The organism is Streptomyces sp. NPDC050161 (assembly GCF_044460025.1).
In the GTDB taxonomy this organism is placed as follows: domain Bacteria; phylum Actinomycetota; class Actinomycetes; order Streptomycetales; family Streptomycetaceae; genus Streptomyces.
Window position 1 is genome coordinate 162,186 of record NZ_JBITJM010000011.1, and the last position, 24,719, is coordinate 186,904.

General features: G+C 72.3%; 26 protein-coding genes and 7 tRNA genes. 20 read left to right on the forward strand and 13 right to left on the reverse strand.

Features of this window, described 5'->3' with window-relative positions; genetic code table 11:
- The first annotated feature begins 1 nt into the window (after window position 1).
- Together cobA and ACIBK8_RS19810 are read left to right on the forward strand one after the other, a co-directional pair.
- Window positions 2-1,234 (forward strand): uroporphyrinogen-III C-methyltransferase, encoded by a 1,233-nt coding sequence (cobA, locus tag ACIBK8_RS19805; protein ID WP_399043130.1) that lies wholly within the window; start codon window positions 2-4, stop codon window positions 1,232-1,234.
- Window positions 1,235-1,287: 53 nt separating this feature from the next.
- A complete protein-coding gene (locus ACIBK8_RS19810; RefSeq protein WP_399043131.1) occupies window positions 1,288-2,106 on the forward strand; it encodes a TrmH family RNA methyltransferase in 819 nt (272 codons plus the stop codon).
- Between the two features lie 25 nt (window positions 2,107-2,131).
- Here the strand turns inward: ACIBK8_RS19810 and ACIBK8_RS19815 are convergent, their stop codons facing one another.
- Complete coding sequence (locus ACIBK8_RS19815; RefSeq protein WP_399043132.1) at window positions 2,132-3,529, reverse strand: serine/threonine-protein kinase; 1,398 nt, start codon at window positions 3,527-3,529, stop codon at window positions 2,132-2,134.
- Between the two features lie 657 nt (window positions 3,530-4,186).
- On the opposite strand from ACIBK8_RS19815, the gene ACIBK8_RS19820 reads away from it, so the two are divergent.
- From ACIBK8_RS19820 to ACIBK8_RS19830, 3 genes are all read left to right on the forward strand, one after another.
- Window positions 4,187-4,393 carry a hypothetical protein gene (locus ACIBK8_RS19820; RefSeq protein ID WP_399043133.1) on the forward strand — a complete coding sequence of 69 codons (207 nt, stop codon included), beginning with the start codon at window positions 4,187-4,189 and terminating at the stop codon, window positions 4,391-4,393.
- Between the two features lie 222 nt (window positions 4,394-4,615).
- Complete coding sequence (locus ACIBK8_RS19825) at window positions 4,616-5,734, forward strand: phosphotransferase family protein (protein ID WP_399043134.1); 1,119 nt, start codon at window positions 4,616-4,618, stop codon at window positions 5,732-5,734.
- Window positions 5,735-5,812: 78 nt separating this feature from the next.
- Window positions 5,813-6,094, forward strand: a complete 282-nt coding sequence (locus tag ACIBK8_RS19830) for a zf-TFIIB domain-containing protein (RefSeq protein WP_393686048.1) — start codon at window positions 5,813-5,815, stop codon at window positions 6,092-6,094.
- Between the two features lie 59 nt (window positions 6,095-6,153).
- Here ACIBK8_RS19830 and ACIBK8_RS19835 read toward each other — a convergent pair.
- The 5 genes from ACIBK8_RS19835 to ACIBK8_RS19855 all read right to left on the reverse strand — a co-directional run bounded on the left by ACIBK8_RS19835 (window position 6,154) and on the right by ACIBK8_RS19855 (window position 6,630).
- A tRNA-Val gene (locus ACIBK8_RS19835) sits at window positions 6,154-6,225 on the reverse strand.
- 48 nt (window positions 6,226-6,273) lie between these two features.
- Window positions 6,274-6,345: transfer RNA gene (locus tag ACIBK8_RS19840), tRNA-Val, on the reverse strand.
- A gap of 30 nt (window positions 6,346-6,375) precedes the next feature.
- Window positions 6,376-6,447: transfer RNA gene (locus ACIBK8_RS19845), tRNA-Val, on the reverse strand.
- 1 nt (window position 6,448) lies between these two features.
- A tRNA-Cys gene (locus tag ACIBK8_RS19850) sits at window positions 6,449-6,522 on the reverse strand.
- Between the two features lie 35 nt (window positions 6,523-6,557).
- Window positions 6,558-6,630 (reverse strand) — tRNA-Gly (locus ACIBK8_RS19855).
- A gap of 177 nt (window positions 6,631-6,807) precedes the next feature.
- On the opposite strand from ACIBK8_RS19855, the gene ACIBK8_RS19860 reads away from it, so the two are divergent.
- The 3 genes from ACIBK8_RS19860 to ACIBK8_RS19870 are packed head-to-tail and all read left to right on the forward strand — an operon-like array spanning window position 6,808 to window position 9,565.
- Window positions 6,808-7,878, forward strand: coding sequence for a chorismate-binding protein (locus ACIBK8_RS19860; protein ID WP_399043135.1), 1,071 nt, complete (start codon window positions 6,808-6,810; stop codon window positions 7,876-7,878).
- Window positions 7,875-8,699: an aminotransferase class IV gene (locus ACIBK8_RS19865; RefSeq protein ID WP_399043136.1), complete on the forward strand. Its 825-nt coding sequence runs from the start codon at window positions 7,875-7,877 to the stop codon at window positions 8,697-8,699. The genes ACIBK8_RS19860 and ACIBK8_RS19865 overlap by 4 nt, the downstream gene beginning before the upstream one ends.
- 35 nt (window positions 8,700-8,734) lie before the next feature.
- Window positions 8,735-9,565 (forward strand): GNAT family N-acetyltransferase, encoded by an 831-nt coding sequence (locus tag ACIBK8_RS19870; RefSeq protein WP_399043137.1) that lies wholly within the window; start codon window positions 8,735-8,737, stop codon window positions 9,563-9,565.
- Between the two features lie 18 nt (window positions 9,566-9,583).
- Here the strand turns inward: ACIBK8_RS19870 and ACIBK8_RS19875 are convergent, their stop codons facing one another.
- A complete protein-coding gene (locus ACIBK8_RS19875; protein ID WP_399043138.1) occupies window positions 9,584-10,114 on the reverse strand; it encodes a DsbA family protein in 531 nt (176 codons plus the stop codon).
- Window positions 10,115-10,284: 170 nt separating this feature from the next.
- On the opposite strand from ACIBK8_RS19875, the gene ACIBK8_RS19880 reads away from it, so the two are divergent.
- Both ACIBK8_RS19880 and ACIBK8_RS19885 read left to right on the forward strand, forming a co-directional pair.
- On the forward strand, window positions 10,285-10,743 hold the full coding sequence (locus ACIBK8_RS19880) for a hypothetical protein (protein ID WP_399043139.1): 459 nt from the start codon (window positions 10,285-10,287) through the stop codon (window positions 10,741-10,743).
- Between the two features lie 68 nt (window positions 10,744-10,811).
- Window positions 10,812-10,967: a hypothetical protein gene (locus ACIBK8_RS19885; RefSeq protein WP_399043140.1), complete on the forward strand. Its 156-nt coding sequence runs from the start codon at window positions 10,812-10,814 to the stop codon at window positions 10,965-10,967.
- Window positions 10,968-11,076: 109 nt separating this feature from the next.
- Here ACIBK8_RS19885 and ACIBK8_RS19890 read toward each other — a convergent pair whose 3' ends face one another.
- Both ACIBK8_RS19890 and ACIBK8_RS19895 read right to left on the reverse strand, forming a co-directional pair.
- A complete protein-coding gene (locus ACIBK8_RS19890; RefSeq protein ID WP_399043141.1) occupies window positions 11,077-11,643 on the reverse strand; it encodes a CGNR zinc finger domain-containing protein in 567 nt (188 codons plus the stop codon).
- Between the two features lie 224 nt (window positions 11,644-11,867).
- Window positions 11,868-12,281, reverse strand: coding sequence for an SsgA family sporulation/cell division regulator (locus tag ACIBK8_RS19895; RefSeq protein WP_003959770.1), 414 nt, complete (start codon window positions 12,279-12,281; stop codon window positions 11,868-11,870).
- A 190-nt stretch (window positions 12,282-12,471) separates the two neighbouring features.
- Between ACIBK8_RS19895 and ACIBK8_RS19900 the strand changes: the two genes are divergently transcribed.
- The 4 genes from ACIBK8_RS19900 to ACIBK8_RS19915 all read left to right on the forward strand — a co-directional run bounded on the left by ACIBK8_RS19900 (window position 12,472) and on the right by ACIBK8_RS19915 (window position 13,776).
- Window positions 12,472-12,903: a TIGR02611 family protein gene (locus ACIBK8_RS19900; protein ID WP_399043142.1), complete on the forward strand. Its 432-nt coding sequence runs from the start codon at window positions 12,472-12,474 to the stop codon at window positions 12,901-12,903.
- 52 nt (window positions 12,904-12,955) lie between these two features.
- A tRNA-Val gene (locus tag ACIBK8_RS19905) sits at window positions 12,956-13,027 on the forward strand.
- 86 nt (window positions 13,028-13,113) lie between these two features.
- Window positions 13,114-13,572 carry an SRPBCC family protein gene (locus ACIBK8_RS19910; RefSeq protein WP_399043143.1) on the forward strand — a complete coding sequence of 153 codons (459 nt, stop codon included), beginning with the start codon at window positions 13,114-13,116 and terminating at the stop codon, window positions 13,570-13,572.
- Between the two features lie 132 nt (window positions 13,573-13,704).
- A tRNA-Val gene (locus ACIBK8_RS19915) sits at window positions 13,705-13,776 on the forward strand.
- Between the two features lie 107 nt (window positions 13,777-13,883).
- Here ACIBK8_RS19915 and ACIBK8_RS19920 read toward each other — a convergent pair.
- Window positions 13,884-14,609 carry an exonuclease domain-containing protein gene (locus ACIBK8_RS19920; protein WP_399043144.1) on the reverse strand — a complete coding sequence of 242 codons (726 nt, stop codon included), beginning with the start codon at window positions 14,607-14,609 and terminating at the stop codon, window positions 13,884-13,886.
- 208 nt (window positions 14,610-14,817) lie between these two features.
- On the opposite strand from ACIBK8_RS19920, the gene ACIBK8_RS19925 reads away from it, so the two are divergent.
- From ACIBK8_RS19925 to thrS, 3 genes are all read left to right on the forward strand, one after another.
- Entirely contained in the window at window positions 14,818-15,384 is a 567-nt protein-coding gene (locus tag ACIBK8_RS19925) for a DUF4365 domain-containing protein (RefSeq protein ID WP_399043145.1), read from the forward strand.
- A complete protein-coding gene (locus ACIBK8_RS19930; protein WP_399043146.1) occupies window positions 15,384-16,592 on the forward strand; it encodes a hypothetical protein in 1,209 nt (402 codons plus the stop codon). The genes ACIBK8_RS19925 and ACIBK8_RS19930 overlap by 1 nt, the downstream gene beginning before the upstream one ends.
- 127 nt (window positions 16,593-16,719) lie before the next feature.
- Window positions 16,720-18,699: a threonine--tRNA ligase gene (gene thrS, locus ACIBK8_RS19935; protein ID WP_399043147.1), complete on the forward strand. Its 1,980-nt coding sequence runs from the start codon at window positions 16,720-16,722 to the stop codon at window positions 18,697-18,699.
- Between the two features lie 72 nt (window positions 18,700-18,771).
- Here the strand turns inward: thrS and ACIBK8_RS19940 are convergent, their stop codons facing one another.
- Entirely contained in the window at window positions 18,772-19,413 is a 642-nt protein-coding gene (locus ACIBK8_RS19940; RefSeq protein ID WP_399043148.1) for a potassium channel family protein, read from the reverse strand.
- Between the two features lie 67 nt (window positions 19,414-19,480).
- Here ACIBK8_RS19940 and ACIBK8_RS19945 point away from each other — a divergent pair, with 67 nt between their 5' ends.
- From ACIBK8_RS19945 to ACIBK8_RS19955, 3 genes are all read left to right on the forward strand, one after another.
- Window positions 19,481-20,038, forward strand: coding sequence for an HIT family protein (locus ACIBK8_RS19945; protein ID WP_399043192.1), 558 nt, complete (start codon window positions 19,481-19,483; stop codon window positions 20,036-20,038).
- A 115-nt stretch (window positions 20,039-20,153) separates the two neighbouring features.
- Window positions 20,154-20,954: a polysaccharide deacetylase family protein gene (locus ACIBK8_RS19950; protein WP_399043149.1), complete on the forward strand. Its 801-nt coding sequence runs from the start codon at window positions 20,154-20,156 to the stop codon at window positions 20,952-20,954.
- Complete coding sequence (locus ACIBK8_RS19955; protein ID WP_399043150.1) at window positions 20,954-22,165, forward strand: hypothetical protein; 1,212 nt, start codon at window positions 20,954-20,956, stop codon at window positions 22,163-22,165. Before ACIBK8_RS19950 ends, ACIBK8_RS19955 begins: the two co-directional genes overlap by 1 nt.
- Here ACIBK8_RS19955 and ACIBK8_RS19960 read toward each other — a convergent pair.
- Together ACIBK8_RS19960 and ACIBK8_RS19965 are read right to left on the reverse strand one after the other, a co-directional pair.
- The gene (locus ACIBK8_RS19960; RefSeq protein WP_399043151.1) at window positions 22,162-22,821 is read right to left on the reverse strand and encodes a DUF5701 family protein; all 660 of its coding nucleotides are present in this window, start codon (window positions 22,819-22,821) and stop codon (window positions 22,162-22,164) included. The genes ACIBK8_RS19955 and ACIBK8_RS19960 overlap by 4 nt on opposite strands.
- A 147-nt stretch (window positions 22,822-22,968) precedes the next feature.
- On the reverse strand, window positions 22,969-24,624 hold the full coding sequence (locus tag ACIBK8_RS19965) for a hypothetical protein (protein ID WP_399043152.1): 1,656 nt from the start codon (window positions 24,622-24,624) through the stop codon (window positions 22,969-22,971).
- Window positions 24,625-24,719 lie beyond the last annotated feature (95 nt).

Consider the following 24,719-nt stretch of genomic DNA (forward strand, 5'->3'; position numbering starts at 1 on the left):
CATGGCCGAGCACGCCGCCGAACACGCCGCCTACCCCGTCGGACTGCGCCTGTCCGGCCGCCGCGTGGTCGTCCTCGGCGCCGGACAGGTCGCCCAGCGCCGGCTCCCCGCGCTCATCGCCGCCGGTGCCGACGTCCTGCTGATCTCCCCGTCCGCCACCCCGTCGGTCGAGGCCATGGCCGACACCGGCGAGATCCGCTGGGAGCGCCGCCGCTACCGCGCGGGCGACCTCACCGGCGCCTGGTACGCGCTGATCTCCACGGACGACCCGGAGGCCAACGCCGCCGCGTCCCAGGAGGCCGAGGACCACCGCGTGTGGTGCGTACGCTCCGACGACGCCGAGGCGGCCACCGCCTGGACCCCGGCCACCGGCCACAGCGAGGGTGTCACCGTCGCCGTGCTCACCGGCCGCGACCCGCGCCGCTCCGCCGCCGTCCGCGACGCCATCGTCGAAGGACTGCGGGACGGCACCCTCGCCGCACCGCACCACCGCAGCCGCACCACCGGCGTCGCCCTGGTCGGCGGCGGTCCCGGCGACCCCGACCTGATCACCGTCCGCGGCCGGCGGCTGCTCGCCGAGGCCGACGTCGTCATCGCCGACCGCCTCGGCCCCCGCGACCTGCTCGCCGAACTCCCGCCGCACGTCGAGATCATCGACGCGGCCAAGATCCCCTACGGCCGCTTCATGGCCCAGGAAGCGATCAACCACGCGCTGATCGAGCACGCGAAGGCAGGCAAGGCCGTGGTCCGGCTCAAGGGCGGCGACCCGTTCGTCTTCGGCCGCGGCATGGAAGAGGCCCAGGCCCTCGCCGAGGCGGGAATTCCCTGCACGGTCGTCCCCGGCATCTCCAGCACCATCTCGGTACCCGGCGCGGCCGGCATCCCCGTCACGCACCGCGGCGTCGCCCACGAGTTCACGGTCGTCAGCGGCCACGTCGCCCCCGACGACGCGCGCTCGCTGGTGGACTGGCCCGCCCTCGCCAAGCTGCGTGGCACCCTCGTCGTCCTGATGGGCGTGGAGAACAGCGGCGCCATCGCCGCCAAGCTCATCGAGCACGGCCGCCCCGCCGACACCCCCGCCGCCGTCATCCAGGAGGGCACCACCGCGGCCCAGCGCCGCGTCGACGCCACCCTCGCGACGCTCGGCGAGACGGTACGGGCCGAAGGCGTACGGCCCCCGGCGGTCATCGTCGTCGGAGACGTCGTCGCGGTCGCCTCACCTACCCGTAAGTAGCCGAATCCGTAACCGGCATTGGCACCTCGACACCGACAAGGCACTATCTCCCCGTGGCAGAAATCATCACCGTCGATGACCCGGACGACCCGCGGCTGAGCGACTACACCGGCCTCACCGACGTCGAGCTGCGGCGCCGGCGCGAGCCCGCCGAAGGGCTGTTCATCGCGGAGGGCGAGAAGGTCATCAGGCGCGCTGGGCACGCCGGTTACACCATGCGCTCGATGCTCCTCTCGGCCAAGTGGGTCGACGTCATGCGCGATGTCATCGACGAGGTACCGGCCCCCGTCTACGCCGTCAGCCCGGACCTCGCCGAGCGGGTGACCGGCTACCACGTCCACCGCGGCGCGCTCGCCTCCATGCAGCGCAAACCCCTGCCCACGGCCGCCGAACTGCTCGGCGGCGCACGGCGGATCGCGGTCATGGAGGCGGTCAACGACCACACCAACATCGGGGCGATCTTCCGCAGCGCCGCCGCGCTCGGCATGGACGCCGTCCTGCTCTCCCCGGACTGCGCCGACCCGCTCTACCGGCGCTCGGTCAAGGTATCCATGGGCGCCGTCTTCTCCGTGCCCTACGCACGGCTCGACAGCTGGCCCCGCGACCTCGCCGCCGTACGGGAAGCGGGCTTCAAGCTGCTCGCGCTGACCCCCGCGGAGCAGGCCACCGCCATCGACGAGGCCGCCCCGCACACCCTGGAACGCGCCGCCCTGATGCTCGGCGCCGAGGGCGAAGGACTGTCCACCGGAGCGCTGCGGGCCGCCGACGAGTGGGTGCGGATCCCGATGGCGCACGGCGTGGACTCGCTCAACGTCGGCGCCGCGGCGGCCGTCGCGTTCTACGCGGTCGCCACCGGCCGCCCGAAGGACTGACCGGACGGGCGGGCCCGGACGAAGCTCAGCGGGCCCGCCCGGCGGCCGGATCCTTCGTACCGTCATCCACCGCCGCCGGCCCGGCAGCCGGCGTGCCCGCCGCGGCGTGGGTCACCGGAACGTTTCGCTCCACGCCAAGACCGCGGGTGGGCCCCTGACAGCCCTGCGCCGCCGCGATGCCGAGCGCCACCAGCAGCGTCACCGTCACGAACACGATGATCCGCTGCCGCAGCAACCGCCGGTCAGGACCGGGCCGCCGGCCGCCCGACCCCGTACGCACCGGGGCGCGGCGCCCCTTGCGCCCGGCAGGACCGGCGGCCGGGGCACGCCCCGAATGCGGCCCGCCGGACCGCGCGTTGCCGCCACCGGGCGCCGACGGATGACCGGACGGCCGGGAGGACGAACCCTCCCGCTGCGCCGGGGGCCTGGCGGCCTGCGGACGCGGCGGCGGTGTACCGGTCGGCCGCCGTTCGGTGCGCTGGCGCGCGTACTCCTCGGCGCGCTGCCCGGTGGGCCGGTCGGACGGACGGCGGTCCGTACGGGCCCGGCCCGCCCCCGGATTCGCGCCGCCCGCCGCGCTCTCCGCCGGGCCCGACAGGCCGTGCGCCTCACGTGCCGCGATCTCCTTCAGCCGCAGCGAGAGGGACAGCGTGCTGGGGCGGTCCGCCGGATCCTTGGCCAGGCAGGAGGCGAGCAGCGGCGCCAGCGCGTCCGGCACCCCGGCCAGTTGCGCCTCCTCGTGCACCACGCGGTAGAGCATGACCTCCGAACTGCCCTGTCCGAAGGGCGAGTCGGCGGTGCAGGCGTAGGCGAGGGTGGCGCCGAGCGCGAAGATGTCCGTCGCCGGGGTGACCGCGGCGCCGCGCACCTGCTCGGGCGCGAGGAACCCGGGGGAGCCGACCGCGGTGCCGACGTGCGTCAGCGTGCTGGCGCCGGTCGCCCAGGCGATGCCGAAGTCGATGATCCGCGGCCCCTTGGGGGACAGCAGGATGTTGGAGGGCTTGAGGTCGCGGTGGACCACCCCCGCGTCGTGGACGGCCAGCAGCCCTTCGGAGAGCGCGGCGCCGACCGAGGCGACCTGCGCGGGGGACAGCGGGCCCTCCTCGTTCACCTTGTCGTGCAGCGAAGGGCCGGGCACGTACTGGGTGGCGAACCACGGCCGGTCCGCGTCGAGATCGGCCGCGACCAGCCGCGCCGTACAGCCGCCGCGGATCCGCCGGGCCGCCGACACCTCGCGGGCGAACCGTGAGCGGAACTCCTGATCCTCCGCCAGGTCCGGGCGGATCACCTTCAGCGCCACCCGCTGCCCGCGCTTGTCCGAGCCGAGATAGACGACGCCCATCCCGCCCGCGCCGAGCCTGCGGTGCAGCCGGAACGTGCCGACGACACGCGGGTCCTCGCGCCGGAGCCGCATCATCGCCATGTCCGTCCCCTACCTACGGTGGGGAGGCCCCACGCTGCCAACCGTCTGACGTGGCACAGCTTACGGATTGACGGCCCGCTGCGCTGAGAGGCCGCGCATGCGTCGGTACCGGGAATGCCGCGGGGCGGCGGGATCCGGGCGCGGTGGCCCCGGCGCGGTCGGGCCGCGCGTCCGCCCGCCCTTCGCGCGGTCCCAATCCTCGGCCCTGGAAAGGGGATTGGCGCGGGGGAGAGGCGCCAGGTCAGACGTGCGCGGGGGGCCGGGAAGCCGCCCGGGAGCGCCCAAGTCCCCGTGGTGCGGGCCGGGTGCGGAGCGTACGGAGCATGACCCGGAGGAGCGAGGGGAGTTGCGGGAGTGAGAGAAGTCACCCGCAGGGGAACCGGTGCCACCGGCCCGGAGTACCGGACGACGGCCCGCCCCGCACCGTGCGGCGCACCGAACCGCCTCGGGGTCGCCTCGGGGTCACCTCCACCCGCTCTCCAACCAGGGGAGTACACACGACGCCCCGCCGTCATACTCCTGGAGGCCCGTCATCGGTACGACGGGCTGACGCCGGTCCGCCGCCTGTTGCCTACTGTGGAGATCAAGCGGCGGGTGCAGCACTCGTCCCCCGAGGCCAGACACCCGCCGCTGCGGATTCAGGACAGGAGTCAGGTGATGCCGGACATCCCAGGGCGTACGGGCCTCCGGGCGCAGGGGCGCAAGACCGCCGCGGCGCTCGGCCGGCAGCCCTCGGGTACCCGCCATCCCCTCGTCGCCGTGGCGATGGTGCTGCCACTGGCGATCTTCCTGGCGGTGGCGTTCGGCGGCTGGGAAGCCGTCATGACACAGGCGTCGTCCGTGGTCGGAATGCTGGGGCGCTGAGGCGTCCCGGTCCTGGGAGAGCGGCCCGGGACGGGGGACTCCGGCCGACAACCCCGTGGGGACGGGGGTACGGCGGACGGCACGAGTGGCCGGGCATCTGGGGAGATGCCCGGCCATCGGGCTTTCCCACCGCCGCCACGCTCCGCACCCGCCGCGCGTACGATTCCGGACCGGGCCGCGCCCGGCCCGCCTTCGCGCACCACGCGTCACCCCGGGGGAACGATGTCCACCACACTGCTCGCCCGCCTGGCGGCCCTGTCCTCGGCACCCGGCCCGGCCCCGGCCTCCGCCGCACCCGTACCGCCGCCCTCCCCAGAGACACCCGCCTCCCCTGAGATACCCGCCTCCCCTGAGACACCGGCCGCAACGCCCGCCCCCGAGGTCCTCGCCGACCGGCCCGACGGCACGGTCGTCCGCAGCGGCCCGCGGGTGGCCAAGGCCCACGACCCTGCATGCGCACCCCGCGACCTCGCCGCCCGCCTGAGCGTCGCCGCCCACCCCCGCCTGCACGGCATCCTCCTGACCCCCCTCCCCGTCACCGCACCCGACGGCTTCCTCACCCGCACCGAGGACGGCCGCCTGCTGACCCGGTGGCCCTACGGAAGCCCCGTCCCGCCCGACGACCCCGACGCCGCCCCCTGGGAGGACGCCGCCCGCCTGCTGGCCGCACTGCACTCCGTGGACCCCCGCCAACTGCCCGCCCCCGTACCGCCGATGCGCGGCCCGGCCAAGGCGGCCCGCGCGCTGGCCAGGATGCGCGCCGCCACCACGGGCGTCCCGCTGCCCGCACCGCTGCGCGCGGCATCCGGCGCCGTCGAGCGCGCCTGGACCCTCCTGCCGCCCTGGGCCCGCGCCGCAACGGCCGGACCACCGCGCCCCGCGGACCGCCCGGCACTCCTCTGCCACGGCGACCTCCACCTAGGCCAGCTCGTCCGCCACCCGGCTCCCATCGGCCCCTGGCTGCTGATAGACATCGACGACCTCGGCCTGGGCGACCCCGCCTGGGACCTGGCCCGCCCCGCCGCGTGGTTCGCCACCGGCCTTCTCGCGCCGGACATCTGGTCCCGCTTCCTGGCCGCCTACCGCGCGGCCCGCGGCCCCGCCGTGCCGTCCGAAGGCGACCCGTGGCCCGCCCTGGAACCGGCCGCCCGCGCGCTCACCGTGCAGACGGCCGCGCTCGCCGTCGCGAAGGCCGCCGCCGCGCCCCGCCTCCTGGACGACATCGAGACGGCGGTTGCCGACGCCTGTGCCCGAATGGCACCGATGCCACCCGATGCGGACGGATCCGCCCCCGAACGACCTCCCCACCGCGGGAGTTCGCGCAGGCCGGACGCGTCGTAGGGTGAACACCTCATCGCCGGGAGGCCGTTCCGGCGGTGCCGGAACGAGCAGTGATGGATAACGGGAGTTGAGCCGACGATGCAGTGCCCCAAGTGCCATGCGCCGATGCATACGTACAACCGCAACGGCGTCCAGATCGAGCAGTGCGCCGGCTGCCGGGGGATCTTCCTGGACTACGGGGAGCTGGAGTCGCTGACCCGCCTGGAGTCCCAGTGGGTCCAGCAGGCCCCGCCGCCGCCCGCCCCGCAGGCGTACCCGGCGGCCCCCGCCTGGGGAGCACCGCACCAGGGCCACCACGGCGCCCACCACGGTCACCACGGCCATCACCGCAGCTTCGGCCGGATGCTCTTCTCCTCCTGAAACAGCCGGACAACGACCGAGGGCCGGAGCGATGTGCTCCGGCCCTCGGTCGTACGGTGTGGACGATACTGGGATTGAACCAGTGACCTCTTCCGTGTCAGGGAAGCGCTCTCCCGCTGAGCTAATCGTCCTCGGGACCACGGACCTCGATGATCTCCGTGGGGTGTTGCGGTGCTGCGTGCGCGATACTGGGATTGAACCAGTGACCTCTTCCGTGTCAGGGAAGCGCTCTCCCGCTGAGCTAATCGCGCGGGACGGATACCCGTTGTGCGGGGATCCAGTGGACGATACTGGGATTGAACCAGTGACCTCTTCCGTGTCAGGGAAGCGCTCTCCCGCTGAGCTAATCGTCCTTGGAGGTGGAGACGGGATTTGAACCCGTGTAGACGGCTTTGCAGGCCGTTGCCTCGCCTCTCGGCCACTCCACCAGGAGCGCAGGGGTTCGGGAAGATCCCCCACATCGAGCGGACGACGAGACTCGAACTCGCGACATCCACCTTGGCAAGGTGGTGCTCTACCAACTGAGCTACGTCCGCAGGTGACTCTCCCAGACTACGTCGGGAAGCTACCCGGTCTCCGGGGCGCTTTCGCGTCCCGGCGACGTGTTGAACTCTAGCGGATTCCGGGGCCAGTACAAAAACGCGTTTGTGCAGCGTGCTGCGCTGCTCGCTCGGCCACGGCGGTGACCGGGCCGCCGCCATAGACTCATTGACGTGCGCGACCTTCCTCCCGTGGCCCGCTTCGGCGGCCTGATAGCCACCGATCTGCGAGACGTCACCAGCGACCCCGCCGCCCTGGATTCCAGCGGCTGGTGGGCCGTGGTGGCCGGATTCGAAGGGGAGGTGGTCTGCGCGCGCTTCGCCGACGTCCGGCCCGCGACCCCGGCGGACGCCCCGGACCCCGCACGCTGGAGCGGCCCCGCGACCGGCGCCTGGCACAGCTCCCTGGACCGCGACGCCTATACCGCCGGCGTGCGGCGGGTACGCGCACACATAGCGGCGGGCGATGTCTACCAGGTGAACCTCTGCCGGGTGCTGAGCGCGCGGCTGCCCGACCCGGACCGTTCCGACGTCGACGCGCTGACCGCGCTGCTGGCCCACGGCAACCCCGCCCCGTACGCAGGCACGATCCGGCTGCCCGCCCACGGCGTCGAGGTCGCCACCGCATCCCCCGAGCTGTATCTGCGGCGTACGGGACGCACCGTCGACTCCGGGCCCATCAAGGGGACCGGCAGGACCGCCGCCGATCTGTCGGACAAGGACCGGGCGGAGAACGTGATGATCGTCGACCTGGTCCGCAACGACCTCGGCCGGGTCTGCGCCACCGGCACCGTCACCGTCCCCGCCCTGTGCGCCGTCGAGGAGCACCCCGGGCTCGTCCACCTCGTCTCGACCGTGCGCGGTGATCTCGCCGACGCGCACGAGAAGACCGCCTGGGCCGACCTGCTCACCGCCACCTTCCCGCCGGGCTCGGTCACCGGCGCGCCCAAGGAGAGCGCGCTGCGGATCATCGGCGAACTGGAGCGGGCGCCCCGCGGCCCGTACTGCGGCGGCATCGGCTGGGTGGACGCGGACCGCGGCACCGGCGAGCTGGCCGTCGGCATCCGCACCTTCTGGATCGACCGCACGGACCCCGGCGGACCCGCCCTGCGCTTCGGCGCTGGCGCCGGGATCATCTGGGACTCCGACCCCGTACGGGAGTGGGCGGAAACCGAACTGAAGGCGCACCGGCTGCTCGCGGTAGCGTCGGGCCGGCACGGCACGAGCGGAGGGGAACAGTCATGAGGATCTGGTTCGACGGAGCGCTGCGGGACGCCGAAGGCGCCCGGGTATCGGTCTTCGACCACGGCCTGACCGTCGGCGACGGAGTCTTCGAGACCCTCAAGGCCGAGCAGGGCCGCGCCTTCGCCCTCACCCGCCACCTGGAGCGCCTGGTCACCTCCGCGCGCGGCCTCGGCCTGCCCGCACCCGACGTCGACGAGGTCCGCCGCGGCTGCGCCGCCGTCCTGGAGGCCAACCCCATGGCGTTCGGCCGGCTGCGGATCACCTACACCGGCGGCGATTCCCCGCTCGGCTCGGACCGCGGCGACGCCGGTACGACCCTGGTCATCGCGCTCGCCGAGGCCACCCGCAGGCCCGACACCGCGTCCGCCGTCACGGTCCCCTGGACCCGCAACGAACGCGGCGCGCTCACCGGCCTCAAGGCCACCTCGTACGGCGAGAACGTCATCGCGCTCGCCCGCGCCCGTGAACAGGGCGCGTCCGAGGCGCTGTTCGGCAACACCGTCGGCGCGCTCTGCGAGGGCAGCGGATCCAACGTCTTCGTCGTCATCGACGGCGAACTGCACACCCCGCCGCTGACATCGGGCTGCCTCCCGGGCATCACCCGTGCCCTCACCGTCTCCTGGACGGGCGCCGCGGAGACCGATCTGCCGCTGGACGTCCTGGAGCGCGCCGACGAGATCTTCCTGACCTCGTCGCTGCGCGACATCCAGGCCGTCACCCGGATCGACGGCCGCCAACTCGCCGCCGTACCGGGCCCGGTGACGGCGAAAGCCATGCGGGTCTTCGCCGAGCGGACGGCCGCCGACTTCGACCCGAGGTGATGACGGCCGGTGGCAGGGGCGAGTAGAAAGTCCTTGTGACCACAACGCTGCGCCCCGCGGGGCCGGACGACCGAAGCGATGACGGACACCGTTCCCGTACCTACGACGTCTGCGTCAACTCCCGCCGGGTCGGCGGGATCCGGCTGACCACGGACCCGCTCTTCGGCCCCGCCGCCGGGCGGATGGCGGACCTGGAGATCGACCCGCCCGACCGGCACCGCGGCCGGGCCACGGTCGCCGCGCTGGCCGCCGAGGAAGTGCTGCGCGGCTGGGGCTGCCGGCAGATCGAACTGACCGTCCCCGCCGAAGCGCGGGCCGCCTTGGACCTCGCCGCGGCACTCGGATACACCGAGCGCAGCCGCCGGCTGGCCAAACCCGTCACCACCGCACCGCAGTTGCCCGCCGGCAGCACCGACCTGCCGCTGTCCGAAGCCGCGTACCCGGCCTGGCGCGAGGCCGCCGTCGCGGCCCGTACCCGCCATCTCGCGCAGCAGGGAATGCCGCCCGAGCACGCCGCGCGCACCGCGGTCGACGGGCACCGCGCGATGCTCCCGCAGGGCGCCGCGACGCCGGACCACGCCCTGCGGATCCTCGTCCACGACGGCACGGAGGCGGGGCACGTCTGGGTCGCCCTGCGGATGCCGGGGCACCCCGGTGGCCACGTCGTCGACGTGCGGGTCCGCGAGGGGCACCGGGGGCGCGGCCACGGCCGCACCCTGATGGGCATCGCCGAACGGGAGTGCCTGGCCGCCGGGCGGCCCGTACTCGGCCTCACCGCCCACTCCGGCAACGCCCCGGCCGCCGGCCTGTACGCGGCGCTGGGCTACCGGCCCACCGCCCACCTCCTGCACAAGCCGATCCTGTGACGCCGGGCCGCTGACCGGTTAACCCTCCCCGGCCGCCAGCCGGTCGGCGATCTCCTCGATGCGGGCGCGCAGGCCCTCCTGGCTCTGGCCGCCGTCGAGCCGCTGCCCGTCGATCACGTACGTGGGGGTGCCGGTGACACCGATCGCCTTGCCCTCGGCCTGGTCGGCGTCGACGATCAGCAGATGCCGGCCGTCGATCAGCGCGGTGTCCATCTCGTCGGTGTCCAGGCCGAGACCGCCCGCGATCTCCAGCAGCAGCCGCTCGCCCGACCTGCCCAGCTCCTCGGCACGCGCCAGCACCGCCTCGGCGAACGGCCACCCCTGGCCCTGGGCCATGGCCTCCTCGGCGGCCTGCGCCGCGGCGTAGGCGTGCTTGTGCTTCTCCAGCGGGAAGTGCCGCAGCCGGATCTCCAGCCGGTCGCCGTAGCGCTCGCGCAGGGCACGCAGGTCGTCCAGGGCGGCGTGGCAGTCGGGACACTGCAGTTCGCACCACACGTCGAGGACGGCGGGTGCGGTACGGGCGGGGCCGGAGGCGGCGGAGTCGTTCATGGGGCCAGTCTTCCAGCCCGCCCGGAGGGCCGGGCGACGGGACCTGCGGACGACCGCTACCCGGAGATCTCCCTGAGGCCGGACCCGAACATGGCCCCGCGCGCGCCGGACAAGGCAGGATGGAGACAGGAGCGCACCGTGCGCTCCACGTCCAACGGCAGGAGAACCCGATGCTGACGTCGACCGTATGCGCCGCGGTGTCGGCGGCGGGCTTGGGTATCGCCGCGCTGACGGCCTACCGCAAGCGCTTCCTGGCCGCGACGCGTATCGCGGCCTTCGCCCTCATCCCCGTCGGCCTGGCGATGACCGGCATCATCGACTGGGTCACCAACATCATCTTCAAGCCCATGGTCTGGGCCGGCTTCGGCGTGCTGGCGCTCTCGGTCGTGCTGTTCATGATCGGCCGCTTCGCGGAGCGCCGCAGGGGCGGGATCGGCAGCCGCAAGGAGCGCAGGGCAGCCACGGCCGCCCGCCCCGAGGCGGTGGCACCCGCCGCATCGGCCCCCTCGCTCGGCGCCGGCCGCACGGCGTCGCAGCCGTCCGCCGACGCCGGGAAGAAGGGCAGGTCCAGTGCACCCAAGGATGACTTCTCGGACATCGAAGCGATCCTGAAAAAGCACGGGATCTGATGAACTCCCGCTGCTGAGAGGCATCTTGGGCGATCCCGCCCGTCCGTCTGCGCCATCATCGGCGCGAGATGAACGATGAGTGCGTCCTGGCCCGGGACGATGCCCCGGCCCCCGAACCGCGCGGCTGTCTTTTCGCGCTGTCCCAGCCACCCCTGATGCTCTTCCTGGGCGTCATCGGCTTCCTGCTCCTGCTGGGCGCCGTGCACGACCTCTTCCTCCTGTGAGCCGCAGGACACGGTCGGCACAGGCGCCGGAAACGCGGGACATACGCAGCGGGCATCCCTGGCCCCTGCGCCGGTCGAAACGGCGGCCCGCCCCCAAGGGCGCAGCCGCTCAGCCCGCGGCCTCACGCCGTCGCGCCCGGTACGCCGCGACGTGCAGCCGGTTGCCGCAGGTACGGCTGTCGCAGTAGCGCCGCGAGCGGTTGCGCGACAGGTCGACGAAGGCGTTCCGGCAGTCCGGCGCCTCGCAGTACCGCAGCCGCTCCCGCTCACCGGCCACGACGAGGAAGGCCAGCGCCATCCCGCCGTCGGCCGCGAGGTGGTCGGCGACCGAGGCGCCCGGCGCGAAGTAGTGGACGTGCCAGTCGTAGCCGTCGTGGTCGGTCAGCTGCGGCGTGGTGCCCGCCGAGGCCACCAGCGCGTTCAGCAGCTCCACCGCGCCGCGGTCGTCGGCGGCGGCGAAGACCTGCGCGAAGCGCGTACGGACGGCACGTACATCGGCCAGATCGCCGGAGCCGAGCGCGCCGACCCCGCTGACGTTGTTGCGGCCCAGGAAGTCCTGGAGGGCGGCGAGGTCGGCGAGGCTGTCCGGAGCGCCGGGCCCCTCGCCTTCCGGCGCGGAGTTCAGCAGGTCGACGACCGCGTCGAGCGCGCACCGGGTGTCATGGGTGATCATCACGGTTCCGCTCCCAGGCCGGGTGGGGCGGACGGGTACCGCCCCGGGGTCCTTGCCGAATGGTCGCCGACTCTAGCGCGTCGAACAAGCTTCGGCGCCGCCTCCGCGGTGGGTCCGCGGCGACGGCGCCGGAGTGTGCCGTATGAACTTGTCGGTCCTGCGGCGTCTCCCCGAGTCGGACGCCGCAGAAGGTGAGCGGATCTTGCGGTGGGTTGCTGTGGTGCGCCTCAGCTCTCCGCGAGGATGTGGGAGAGCTCCGTGTCGAGATCGAAGTGCCGATGCTCCGTACCGGGGGGCACGGCGGCATCGGTCCTTTTGAGGAACGATTCGAGGGCCCTCGCGGGCGCCTCAAGGAGGGCTTCGCCTTCCGGTGAGCTCAGGGCGATGCAGACCACGCCCTGACCGTGGCTCCGGGACGGCCAGACACGGACGTCTCCGGTGCCGGTGGGCCGGTGCAGGCCCTCGGCGAGGAGGTCGCGGGCGAAAACCCACTCCACGGTCTCCTCGGCTCCGGTATGGAAGGTGGCATGCACGGCATAGGGATCGGCCGTGTCATACCGCAGGCCCGCGGGTACAGGCAGTGAGGACTCGCTCGACACAACGAGGCGCAGGTGCAGCTCGCAGCTGACCGTGGTGTTCATAAGCGCCAGGGCCTTTCGCTCAGTGTGCGCTCGGGGATTCGCACGTCGGCGAAATCGACATGCCACCTACGGTGCCGTTGTAAACCCCTCTGACGGTTTTGGGTGGCTTCAGGTACCTCTTACGGCGGATTGCGGGATCGTCCTCAGTGGTAATTCCGGCGGAGTGGCACAGTCCGGTAAGTTTGACGCTATGAATACGGAGAGTAACGGGGGGTCGGAGGGCGGCGAAGGAGGCGCGACGTCGGTGGGGAAGCCGCTCGGATCCAGGGCGCCGCACTTCATCAAGCGCTCCCGGCCGCTGCACGTGAGCTGGCAGGCAGGGGTCTTCGTCGTCGGCCTCGCGGTGGTGGCCGTCGGCGTGGTGATGCTCCCGCTGCCGGGCCCCGGCTGGCTGGTGATCTTCGCGGGCATGGCGATCTGGGCGACGGAGTTCGTCTGGGCCCAGCTGGTGCTGCGCTGGACCAAACGCAAGGTGACCGAAGCGGCACACAAGGCGCTCGACCCGAAGGTGCGCCGCCGCAACATCATTCTCACGTCCGTCGGCGTGGTGATCATCGCGGTGCTGCTTGCGGTGTACGTGGCCCAGTTCGGCTTCGCGATGCCGTGGAACATCGACGAATGATCCCCGGTGGTCACAAGTGCCCGCCGACGTGGGGTAATGTTGGCGGCGCGCCGGGCGATTAGCTCAGTGGGAGAGCGCTTCGTTCACACCGAAGAGGTCACTGGTTCGAACCCAGTATCGCCCACCCCGGCCGAAGGTCCGGAGGCTTCAAGCCTCCGGACCTTCGCGGTTGTTGGGCACCCCGGGCCCCTGAAGCGGCACACTGGCACCATGCCTCACCGGCCACGCGCATCACACCGCTACCGCTTCCGCAGCGTGTGGCTCCTCCAGGCCCCGCCCGCCGTCGTCTACGCGGTCCTCGAACGCGTCGAGAGCTATCCCCGCTGGTGGCCGCAGGTGCGGTCGGTCGACCGGATCGACGCGCACAGCGGCACCGCCAGGTTCCGCTCGCTACTGCCGTACGACCTCGACGTGATCGCCGGGGAAGGCGTACGGGATCCGCGTGCCGGGGTGCTGGAGGTGACGCTGGGCGGCGACATGGAGGGCTGGGTGCGCTGGAGGGTCGAGCCGCGGGGTGGCGGGACGCGGGTCGTCTTCGAGCAGGAGGTGGAGCTGCGCAAGCCCCTGCTGAGGCGGTTGGCGGTGCCGGGGCGCCCGCTGTTCGTGCTCAATCACGCGCTGATGATGCGCGGTGGCCGGCGCGGTCTCGCCGCCTGGCTGGCCCGCTGAGCAGGGCCGCGGTCGCGACGCGGGGTGACCGCCCGCGAGGCCGGATGCAGCCGGATCGCGAAGGAATTTGATGGAAGGCAGTGGCGGCCTGTATTGTTCAGGTCGTTCGCGAGGGAAACCCCGCAGACACCCGGGCGATTAGCTCAGTGGGAGAGCGCTTCGTTCACACCGAAGAGGTCACTGGTTCGAACCCAGTATCGCCCACCGGGATCAAGGGCCGGTCCGTCAAATGACGGACCGGCCCTTTTCGTTGAGATCCTTTTCCGGGGCCCGGTGATTTCCCCGGGATTTCTCTGAGGCGGCATCAGAATTCAGGCGGCGGCGGGCAGCTCGGGCCGTATCGGCCAATGCGGATCGACGGGTTCGGGCTTTCCACTGCGTGCGAACCACGCCTGGAGACCGCGTGCCTGGGCCGCGTACCACTTCGTCTGGAGAGCGTGCAGTGCGCTCGGTTGCAGCTGGTCGAGGCGTTGGGCGAAGCGCTGGCCCAGAGTCCGCACCACGTGCAGCGCCGCCAGCGCGTCGGCGGCTGCCTCGTGCGCGCCCTCCAGCTCGACCTCGTAGTGCGCGCACAGGTCGGTCAGGGTGCGGCGGCCCTTGCGGTAGCGGTCCAGGTGCTTGTCCAGGACCCGCGGATCGAGGACGTGCAGCGGCTGCGTGCCCAGGTAGGCGGCCAGGGAAGTGGCGCGGTGCCGCTTCAACTCGCGGTCCAGCAGCGTGAGATCGAACGGGGCGTTCATCACCACCAGCGGCCGGCCGGCCAGTGCCTGCGCGGCCAGCGCCTTGGCGATCTCCTCCAGGACCGGCGACGGCCAACGGCCGCTGCGCGCGAGATGGCCGGCCGTCAGGCCGTGGACCGCCGTCGCCGCTTCGGGTATCTCCACGCCGGGGTTGATCAGCCACCGGGTGACGCGCGGCGCGGAGCGCGGGGTCTCCTGGAGCACCAGCGCCGCGGAGACGACGCGGTCGCTCTCGACGTCCACGCCGGTCGTCTCGGTGTCGAAGGAAGCCAGCGGACCCTCATACCAGCACGGCATCGTCCCAACTCCTCGCGCTCGTGCGACAGCTGACGGGGCACCTCGCCCGAGCTGGTGATACCCGTCCCATGGTGTTGTCGAACCGTCTTTGTTTGCGGACCACTTGACGCGGAGACAACCAGAGGGACGGGCCGCGGCGATCCGTACGGCCGTCTCCCGTCACTCGCGGACCCCACTCGATCGGCACAGCCCGGAAGGCACTTGAGCGATGACGCTCGCGCAGCCCGAACCGGGCGGGCTGCTGCCGCAGCGGACCACACCGCAGCGCGGCGGACTCGCCATGACGGCCTGCATGGAGACTCTCCAGGTGGGCTATCTGCACGCGATCGCCGCCGCCTCCGGGTGCTCGCTGGCGCAGCCCTTCCCGGACAACGGAATCGACTGGCACGTCAGCCATGGCGCGCCCGGACACACCGTCGACGACGAGGTCACCATCAAGGTGCAGCTGAAATGCACCTACCAGACGGCGCCGCACCCGCCGGGCCGCACCTTCGGCTTCACGCTCGACAACGACCATCTGGTGAAGCTGGCCCGTACGCCCGTCGCGGTGCACAAGATCCTGGTCGTGATGCTGGCGCCGCGCGGCCGTGACGACTGGCTGCGGGCCGGGCACGACTGCCTCGAACTGCGGCACTGCTGCTACTGGATCAACCTGGCCGGCCACCCGGTGACCGGCAGGCGCAGGACCACCGTGCGGATCCCGACCGCGCGGATCTTCGACGACCGCGCGCTCTGCGACATCATGACGCGGGTCGGGGCGGGAGGGAGACCCTGATGCACCGGCCGACCGACGACCACGACACGAGGTACCCGGCGGGCGCACTCCCGGCGTACCCGGATCCGGCCGGGCTGGATCCGGCGGTGCTCGGCGCCCTGCTGGCCCGGCACGGCTGGCACCGCCGCGGCGGCGCCGCCGGCCGCTACGCGCGCTGGACGCCGCCCGGCGGTGGCGCGGGGACGAGCCTGCTGGTGCCGCAGGACGGCCGTTTCCCCGACAGCGCGGAACTGCTGGCCGAGGCGCTGGCCGCGCTGGCGCAGAGCGCGGCGCCGTCCGCCCGCGACATCCTGCTGGGCCTGGCGACGCCCAGTGACGAGGTGCGCTGGGAGCGCGAGATCCCCGACGACGGGTCGGGGGCCGCGCGCTGGGTGGCCCAGGAACAGCTGCGCGGCGCGGCCCGCGCGATGCTGGTCGCGGGCGCGCTCGGCACCTTCGCCCGCGCCGGGTACTACGGCTCGCGGTACAAGCGCCAGGCCGAGCGGTTCCTGGGCGAGGTGCTGGTGGGTCCGGCGTCGGCGGGGCGCAGGCTCACCGCGTTCGTACCGGTGACGGCCGGGCGCGGCGCGGTGGCCGGGCTGCAACGGGCGCTGCACGCGACCCGCGACGCCACCGACTACCAGCGGGCCACCGGCCGCATGGAGGCGTTCGACGCGGCCGTCGGGCTCGGGGTCTGCCACGAACTGGCGCAGGCGCTGATCGCGCTGATCAGGGACGCGGAGGGGCTGCGGATCACCGTGGACTGGTCGCCGGGCGCGGGACCGCCGGCCGGCTGCCCGGCCCGTCCCGAGCCGGTGGAGTTCTCGCCCGGTGACCTGCCGGCGTTGCAGCGCGCCGCGCAGCGCTACGTACGGGACGAGCCGTCGCTGCCCGTACGGGTGACCGGCGCGGTGGTGCGGCTGCGCAGGGAGCGGCCGGGCGGCGGCGCGGTGCGGCTGCGGGTGCTCACCGGGGCGGACGTGGTGCAGGTGCGGGTCGCGCTGGGGGAGGAGGACTACCGGATCGCGGGGCACGCGCATCTGGTGGGGCTGCCGATCCGGGTCAGCGGCCGGCTGGAGAGCAGGGGTGGGTTCCGGCGGATCACCGGGGCGTGCGACGTCACCCCGGTGCAGGTCGACCAGGCGGAGCGGGACCGGCTGCTGAAGTCGCTCCAGGAGAACGTCGGCTCCTTCGAGGAGGCGTGCGGCGGGCCGCCGGCGGAGGAGTGAGCGGCGGGGGAGCGGCGGGGTGTGAGGTCACCGGGACAAACCGTTTCGCGGTCCGGTCCATCGGCTCGGTACGATTCTGCTGCGCAGCGACCGCTGTCGCGCAGGAGACATGAGTCAGGAGAGACCGGTGTCAGACGTCCGTGTGACCGTCCAACGCGATTCCGAGCGGGAAGAACGCGTGGTGACCACGGGGACTACGGCCGCCGACCTCTTCCAGGGCGAGCGCAGTGTCGTCGCCGCGCGGGTGGCCGGGGAGCTGAAGGACCTGGCGTACGAGGTGGCCGACGGCGAGGTCGTCGAGCCCGTCGAGATCACCTCCGACGATGGCCTGAACATCCTGCGGCACTCCACCGCGCACGTGATGGCGCAGGCCGTCCAGGAGCTGTTCCCTGAGGCCAAGCTCGGCATCGGCCCGCCGATCAAGGACGGCTTCTACTACGACTTCGACGTCGAGACCCCGTTCCACCCGGACGACCTCAAGCGCATCGAGAAGAAGATGCAGGAGATCCAGAAGCGCGGCCAGAAGTTCGCCCGCCGGGTCACCACCGACGAGGACGCCCGCGTCGAGCTGGCGGACGAGCCTTACAAGATCGAGCTGATCGGCCTCAAGGGCTCCGCCGCCGATGCCGCGGAGGGCGCGTCGGCCGAGGTCGGCGCCGGTGAGCTGACCATCTACGACAACCTCGACGCGAAGACCGGCGAGCTGTGCTGGAAGGACCTGTGCCGCGGCCCGCACCTGCCCAGCACCCGCGCCATCCCGGCGTTCAAGCTGATGCGGTCGGCCGCCGCCTACTGGCGCGGCAGCGAGAAGAACAAGCAGCTCCAGCGGATCTACGGCACCGCCTGGCCCACCAAGGACGAGCTGAAGGCCCACCTGGAGTTCCTCGCCGAGGCCGAGAAGCGCGACCACCGCAAGCTGGGTGCCGAGCTGGACCTGTTCTCCATCCCTGAGGAGATCGGTTCCGGCCTCGCGGTCTTCCACCCCAAGGGCGGCATCATCCGCCGCACCATGGAGGACTACTCCCGCAGGCGGCACGAGGAGTCGGGGTACGAGTTCGTCTACACCCCGCACGCCACCAAGGGGAAGCTGTTCGAGAAGTCCGGCCACCTGGACTGGTACGCCGACGGCATGTACCCGCCCATGGAGCTGGACGAGGGCACGGACTACTACCTCAAGCCCATGAACTGCCCGATGCACAACCTCATCTTCGACGCGCGCGGCCGTTCCTACCGTGAACTCCCCCTGCGCCTCTTCGAGTTCGGGACGGTCTACCGCTACGAGAAGTCCGGCGTGGTGCACGGCCTGACCCGGGCCCGCGGCTTCACCCAGGACGACGCGCACATCTACTGCACCAAGGAGCAGATGGCGGACGAGCTCGACTCGACGCTCACCTTCGTGCTCGACCTGCTGCGCGACTACGGCCTGAACGACTTCTACCTGGAGCTGTCCACCAAGGACGAGACCAAGTTCGTCGGCTCGGACGAGGTCTGGGAAGAGGCCACCGAGACGCTGCGCAAGGTCGCCGAGAAGCAGGGGCTGCCGCTGGTCCCGGACCCGGGCGGCGCCGCGTTCTACGGCCCGAAGATCTCGGTGCAGGCGAAGGATGCCATCGGCAGGACCTGGCAGATGTCGACCGTGCAGCTGGACTTCAACCTCCCGGAGCGGTTCGACCTGGAGTACACCGCGGCGGACGGCTCGAAGCAGCGTCCCGTCATGATCCACCGTGCGCTGTTCGGCTCCATCGAGCGGTTCTTCGCGGTCCTGCTGGAGCACTACGCGGGCGCGTTCCCGGCCTGGCTGGCCCCGGTGCAGGCGACCGGCATCCCGATCGGCGACGCGCACGTGCCCTACCTCCAGGAGTTCGCCGCCGAGGCGCGCGCCAAGGGGCTGCGGATCGACGTCGACTCGTCGTCGGACCGGATGCAGAAGAAGATCAGGAATGCCCAGCGCAGCAAGGTGCCTTTCATGATCATCGCTGGTGACGAGGACGTCGCGAACGGCGCGGTCTCCTTCCGTTACCGCGACGGATCGCAGAAGAACGGCATCCCGCGCGACGAGGCGATCGCGGAGATCCTGGACGCGGTGGAGCGCCGGGTTCAGGTCTGACCCTGCCCGCCCGCTGAGCAACGGCCCGGCCCCGGCACGCGACACCGCGTGCCGGGGCCGGGCCGTTTCCGCTCACCCCTCGCCCTCCTGCCGGAAGCGGCGCACCAGCCAGGACGAGAACGAGCCGACCACCGCGCCGACCAGCCCCACCCCCACGCACATCAGGCCGGACGCGAGGAACCGGCCGCGGGCGGTGACCGGGACGACATCGCCGTATCCGGTCGTCGTCAGCGCCGACACGGCCCACCACGCGGCGTCGCCCAGGGTGCGGATGTGGCTGCCGGGCGCATGGCGCTCGTCGTGCAGTACGGCCAGCGCGGCGGCGAAGCCCAGCAGCAGGGAGGCGAGCCCGGTGTACGCCATGACCCGGGCCTCCAGGGCGAGCCGCGGCCGGCTCCGGTTCCGGCGCATCCGGTCGTGCAGCTCGACCAGGCGCAGCGGTCGCAGCAGCGGCAGAACGGTCACGACCAGATCCAGCCAGCGGGTGCGCACGAAGTGCCGGCGGTCGGGGCTGAACGCCAGCCGCGCCAGGTACTCCGCCACGAAGACCGCCCAGCTGACGACGGTGACGGCCGCCCACAGTTCCAGCCAGCCGGGGGAGAGGCCGGGCATCAGGACCCGGACCGCGTAGGCGGTCAGGAAGAGCAGCGACGCGGCCAGAAGATACGGATCGACGCGCCTTTCCCAGGTCCGCAGCCGCTCTTCCCTGTCCATCGGCTCAGCATCGGGGAGCGGGCGGCGGAGTGTGCCCCAGCGACACGCCCAGGGCCTGCGACGCCATATGCTGGCCCGTATGACAAGCGAGCCGGAGCAGCAGATCGGAGTCGGGACACAGGACGCCTTCCAGCGCCTGTGGACGCCCCACCGGATGGCCTACATCCAGGGGGAGAACAAACCGAGCGGCCCGGGGGCCGCGGACGGCTGTCCTTTCTGCGCGATTCCCGCGAAGTCGGACGAGGACGGCCTCGTGATCGCGCGCGGCGAGCATGTCTACGCGGTGCTGAACCTCTATCCGTACAACGGCGGCCACCTCATGGTCGTCCCGTTCCGGCACGTCGCCGACTACACCGAGCTGGACGCCGCCGAGACGGCTGAGCTGGCCGAGCTGACGAAGCGGGCGATGACCGCGCTGCGCACCGCCTCCGGGGCGCACGGTTTCAACATCGGGATGAACCAGGGCGCGGTCGCCGGCGCCGGCATCGCGGCCCATCTCCACCAGCACGTCGTACCGCGCTGGGGCGGCGACACCAACTTCATGCCGGTGGTCGGCCACACCAAGGTGCTGCCCCAACTCCTCGCGGACACCCGGGCGATGCTCGCCGACGCCTGGCCTTCCTGAGGCGGGTGCGGGGCCGCCGGATACGGAGTACGCCGGCGCGTGCGGGGAGCGACACGCACCCCTAAGGGCCGGGTGAATTGCACCATTTCGGGCGTTCTGCGCCTGTAATGGGGCGGTGACTTTCTCAGACCGTCGCTCCGTGCTGCGCGCGGTCGCGTCCGCCGCTGCCACCGGCGCGTTCGCTGCGGCCTGCGCCCCGGCCCGTACGGACTCCGCGACCGTACGGGCCTCCGGTGGCACGCCGACAGGATCCGCGCACTCCGCCACCCCGCCGCACCCGGCCCATGCCGCCCGGCCGCCCACCCGGGTGCCGGGCCTGCCCGTGCAGATCGCCCACGGGCCCCGGGACGGGCACGCGGTCGCGCTGACCTTCCACGGCCGCGGCGACCCCGGGACGGCCACCGCGCTGCTGTCCGAGGCCGAGCGGGCCGGCGCCCGGGTCACCGTGCTCGCCATCGGCGACTGGCTCGACGAGCAGCCCCGGATGGCCCGCCGGATCCTCGACGGCGGCCATGAGCTGGGCAATCACACCCTGCACCACCGCAACATCTGCGCCCTGGCCGAGGCCGACGCCTACGCCGAGATCACCGGCTGCGCCGAGCGGCTGCGCAAGCTCACCGGCAGCATCGGCAGCTGGTTCCGCCCCTCGCAGACCCAGTACGCCACCGACCTGGTGACCCGGCTGGCCCGCAAGGCCGGCTACCCCCACGTCCTCTCGTACGACGTGGACTCCCGCGACGCCGACGACCCCGGTGCGCCGGCCGTACGGCGCGCGGTGCTGGACGGCGCCCGTCCCGGCTCCGTCGTCAGCCTCCACCTCGGGCACCCCGGCACGGTCGCCGCGCTGCCCCCGATCCTCGACGGCCTGCGCCGGCGCGGCCTGCGCGCGGTGACGACAACGGAGCTGGTGACCTGATGGCTGAGCGGACCCCTGCCCATGACCGCATGACGTCCCCGGCCCTGCGCAGGGCCGCACCGGCGGCCCTGGTGTGCGCCCTGCTGGCGGTGGCCGGCTGCGGCGCCGGGGGCGGCGGGGCGGACACCGCGGCGCACAGCCCGCAGCCGGCCAGGCCCTCGCCGGTACGGGCCGCGGCGTCCGATCTGCCCGGGATGCCGCCGCCGCTCGACCGGCACGACCTCTACGCGGCGGACCGGCCCGGCAGGCTGGCGCCGCAGGTCAAGGACTTCCCGTCGCGGATCTACGTACCGAACACCCAGTCCGACACGGTCAGCGTCATCGACCCCAGGACGTACAAGGTCATCCGGACCATCCCGGTGGGCGTGCAGCCGCAGCACGTCGTGCCCTCCTGGGACATGAAGACCCTGTGGGTCAACAACGACCGCGGCCACAGCCTGACCCCGATCGACCCCGAGACCGGCAAGGCCGGGAAGACCGTCGCGGTGCACGACCCGTACAACCTCTACTTCACACCCAACGGGAAGTACGCGATCGTGATGGCGTCGATGGACCGGGAGCTGGTCTTCCGCGATCCGCACACCATGAAGGTCCGCAAGACCGTGCCGGTGACCTGCGCCGGTGTCAATCACGCCGACTTCTCGGCGGACGGCAGGTACTTCATCGTCTCCTGTGAGTTCTCCGGCGAACTCCTCAAGGTCGACACCGAGAAGATGAAGGTGACCGGCCGGCAGAAGCTGCCGTTCGACGGCGCGATGCCGCAGGACGTGAAGATCTCCCCGGACGGCAGGACCTGGTACATCGCGGACATGGCGGCCGACGGGGTGTGGGTGCTCAACGGCGACACCTTCGCCCGGCCCGAGCTGCTGCCCACCGGCAAGGGCGCCCACGGCCTCTACGTCAGCCGTGACTCCAAGAACATGTACATCACCAACCGCGGCGAGGGATCCGTCTCGCTCCTCGACTTCACGACCCGCCGCCTCACCGGCAAGTGGCACATCCGCGGCGGCGGCAGCCCCGACATGGGCGGCGTCTCCAGCGACGGCAAGGTGCTCTGGCTGTCCGGCCGTTACCACTCCGAGGTCTACGCGCTCGACACCCGTACGGGGAAGACCCTGGCGAAGATCCCGGTCGGCAACGGCCCGCACGGCCTGGCTGTCTACCCGCAGCCCGGCCGCTACTCGCTCGGGCACACGGGGATCTTCCGTTAGGAGGTACGGCCCGTCGCCGAGGCGAAGCCCAGCCAGGTGTGCCGGTTGCCCGCCCAGCACCAGCCGACCTTGGGGGCGTTGCGGCGCTCGCGGCCGTCCCGGCCGGTGCCGTTGCTGATCCAGATCGCTGGGGTACGGGCGTCCAGGGTGCCGTTCGCCTTGCGCAGCCGGGAGCCGATGGTCATGAAGCAGTGGTTGCGCTCCAGGGCGGCCGGTTGTTGCAGCACCCAGTGGATGCCCTCGGTGAGCAGCAGTGGGGTGCGGGATTCCGCGGTGAGGGCGGGCAGCGCTTCGTCGGGGCTCCAGTTGGCCAGGTGGTCGCCGCGGTCGAGGCCGGTGAGGAGGTAGAGGGGAGCGCCGGGCAGCTCGATGGTGTCGAGCGGGGCGAAGCGGTCGGCATCGGGCATGTCGGTGACGAGGAAGCCGGGCCTGCCGTCGTGGCGGAGCAGTGGCGCGAGGGCGGAGGCCGGGGCGAGTTCCGGGCGGACGACGAGCAGGCCGCCGCGCTCGCCGGTGGCGGACGCGGCGAAGGCGCGCAGTTCGGCGGCGGACAGCCCGGCGGTCTCGTGCACGCCGAGTGCGATGAGGCGCTCGGCCTGAGCGGCGGGGGAGGGGAGGGCGAGGTCGCTGGTGGCGGTGGGCGCGGTTACGGGCACGGCACTCCCTCAGGGGCGCGGTTCGGGGAACCGGAAGAGCGGTGGGCGTCCTGTCAACGAGGCGGCCCGGCCGGATGTTCCCGGATCACCGCACCCGGTGGCGAGGGCCGCGACGCCGCGGCGGTGTCCCCAACGGACCCCGCGCGCCTACGCGTTGTACTCGTCGGCCTTCGCCGGTTCCGCGCCCTGGACCATGCCGCTGAGCACCAGCGAGCGGTTGTCGAAGCGCTCGGTGTCCACGCCGTTCTCCTTGAGCACGCTCATCGCCGCGGCGTGGACCGTACGCAGCACGGGGGTCGCGGCGCGCAGCGCGTCATCGGCCATGAAGCGGTGCCGCCAGGGCTTGTCCGCCCAGACGTGCCGCAGTCCGAACGGCTCGGGGAGGGCCAGCTTCCCGCCCAGGAAGTCCAGCACCGGCGGGAACCACGTCAGCGGCGCGCGGGCGGCGAGCCTGACGACCTCGCCGGGCTCGATCAGCGGCAGCGTCTGGGTCCTGGTCTCCCAGAACTTGACGACCTTGGCGACGTCCTTGGTCTTCGGCGACGGCTTGCTGGTGAACAGGGAGTTGACCGGGCCCAGGGCGTGCCCGGTGACCTCGATGCGCAGCGTTTCGTGCAGCACCGTGACCGTGATCAGGAGGGTGATCACCAACTGGCCGTCCCAGAGGACGAATTGGACGCCCAGGTAGTGGCGGTTGCCGCTGCCGAACTGCTGCTCATTGCAGATCCGCTCTATCTCGTGACCGCGGATCTGGAACGCGTCGGTGTCCGTGCCGTCCGGGCGGGAGACGTCCTTGGCCTTCTCGCCGACCGGCGAGACGATCCAGTGGCGCACCTGCGGCGGCTGCTGGAAACCGCCGGTGTGCAGCGGGCTGCGCTCCAGCAGCCGCAGCCGGTCGTGGATCACCCGGATCACGTCCCAGCTGCGGAACGGGTGGATCTCGGTGCCCTCCTTCGCCGGCTTCAGCTCCTCGGCCAGCTGCCAGCTGCCCCAGCGGGTGCCCATTCCGAGTATTCCGCGGGGACCGGCGTAGAAGACGACGTTGCTGCGCTGCTCGGCGGAGAGTTTGGCGAGATTGTGCCGTAGCGTCTCGGCCGCGATCTCGTTCGGGTCGCCCGGCACCGCCTCGGGGATCTTCGCGCCCACGCCGCCGCCGTCGAGCAGTCCCTTCCACGCGCCGCGCAGGATCACGGCCGTCCGCTCGCAGATCTGCTTGGCGATCCACCAGCCCGCCACCGGGGCGATCAGCGCGCCCCGCACGTACAGCGGCCAGAAGCCGTCGAACGGGAGCTTGACCAGGAGGACGACCCCGGCCAGCGCGATCGCGAGGAGCAGCGCCCCGCCCATCACCGAGGTGCCCTTGCCGTCCTTGCCGAGCATCTTCTTGAGCTGGAAGGCGCCCAGCCACAGCAGCACACCCGGCAGGAACAGCAGGCCGAACCCGACCATGACCAGGGTCAGTTTGGCGTCCCGCTGCTTACGGATGCGGGTGGCGGCCAGGCAGTGCTCGACGACGGTCTGCGGTTCGGTCCCGAAGGACTGGATGAGCGCCTTGCGTCCGCCGCCGAGCATCCGCACCTGCACGGCGCGGGAGAACGCCTCGCCCAGATTCGGCGCGAACAGCGACAGCTTCGGCTTTTTGATGTCGGACTTGCTGGAATCCGAGTCCGCCTTCGAGATGTCGTCGAGCGGGCTGTCCCGGTACGCGGCCGAGGCCAGCGCCTGCGTCGCCGCGGTCTGCCCGGCGCCGCCCGAGAGCGGTACCTGCGCCCCAGGACTGAAGTCGAAGCCGTCTGCTGCCACTGCCCGCCCCCATCGCCGCCCACATCTGCTGCTGCGGCTCTTTCCCGACTACCGCCCACGGCACACCTGCCGAGCCTGTGACCTCAGCGTACAGC

Bases quoted from the DNA above. Each gene is read 5' to 3' on its own strand.
- ACIBK8_RS19875 (WP_399043138.1), bottom strand. From the start codon at position 10,114: ATGAACGACTCCGCCGCCTCCGGCCCCGCCCGTACCGCACCCGCCGTC.
- ACIBK8_RS19940 (WP_399043148.1), bottom strand. From the start codon at position 19,413: ATGGACAGGGAAGAGCGGCTGCGGACCTGGGAAAGGCGCGTCGATCCG.
- ACIBK8_RS19895 (WP_003959770.1), bottom strand. From the start codon at position 12,281: ATGAACACCACGGTCAGCTGCGAGCTGCACCTGCGCCTCGTTGTGTCG.
- ACIBK8_RS19830 (WP_393686048.1), top strand. From the start codon at position 5,813: ATGCAGTGCCCCAAGTGCCATGCGCCGATGCATACGTACAACCGCAAC.
- ACIBK8_RS19925 (WP_399043145.1), top strand. From the start codon at position 14,818: ATGACGCTCGCGCAGCCCGAACCGGGCGGGCTGCTGCCGCAGCGGACC.
- cobA (WP_399043130.1), top strand. From the start codon at position 2: ATGGCCGAGCACGCCGCCGAACACGCCGCCTACCCCGTCGGACTGCGC.
- ACIBK8_RS19900 (WP_399043142.1), top strand. From the start codon at position 12,472: ATGAATACGGAGAGTAACGGGGGGTCGGAGGGCGGCGAAGGAGGCGCG.
- ACIBK8_RS19880 (WP_399043139.1), top strand. From the start codon at position 10,285: ATGCTGACGTCGACCGTATGCGCCGCGGTGTCGGCGGCGGGCTTGGGT.
- ACIBK8_RS19865 (WP_399043136.1), top strand. From the start codon at position 7,875: ATGAGGATCTGGTTCGACGGAGCGCTGCGGGACGCCGAAGGCGCCCGG.
- ACIBK8_RS19820 (WP_399043133.1), top strand. From the start codon at position 4,187: ATGCCGGACATCCCAGGGCGTACGGGCCTCCGGGCGCAGGGGCGCAAG.
- ACIBK8_RS19920 (WP_399043144.1), bottom strand. From the start codon at position 14,609: ATGCCGTGCTGGTATGAGGGTCCGCTGGCTTCCTTCGACACCGAGACG.
- ACIBK8_RS19815 (WP_399043132.1), bottom strand. From the start codon at position 3,529: ATGGCGATGATGCGGCTCCGGCGCGAGGACCCGCGTGTCGTCGGCACG.
- ACIBK8_RS19885 (WP_399043140.1), top strand. From the start codon at position 10,812: ATGAACGATGAGTGCGTCCTGGCCCGGGACGATGCCCCGGCCCCCGAA.
- ACIBK8_RS19930 (WP_399043146.1), top strand. From the start codon at position 15,384: ATGCACCGGCCGACCGACGACCACGACACGAGGTACCCGGCGGGCGCA.
- ACIBK8_RS19955 (WP_399043150.1), top strand. From the start codon at position 20,954: ATGGCTGAGCGGACCCCTGCCCATGACCGCATGACGTCCCCGGCCCTG.
- ACIBK8_RS19945 (WP_399043192.1), top strand. From the start codon at position 19,481: ATGCTGGCCCGTATGACAAGCGAGCCGGAGCAGCAGATCGGAGTCGGG.
- ACIBK8_RS19825 (WP_399043134.1), top strand. From the start codon at position 4,616: ATGTCCACCACACTGCTCGCCCGCCTGGCGGCCCTGTCCTCGGCACCC.
- ACIBK8_RS19910 (WP_399043143.1), top strand. From the start codon at position 13,114: ATGCCTCACCGGCCACGCGCATCACACCGCTACCGCTTCCGCAGCGTG.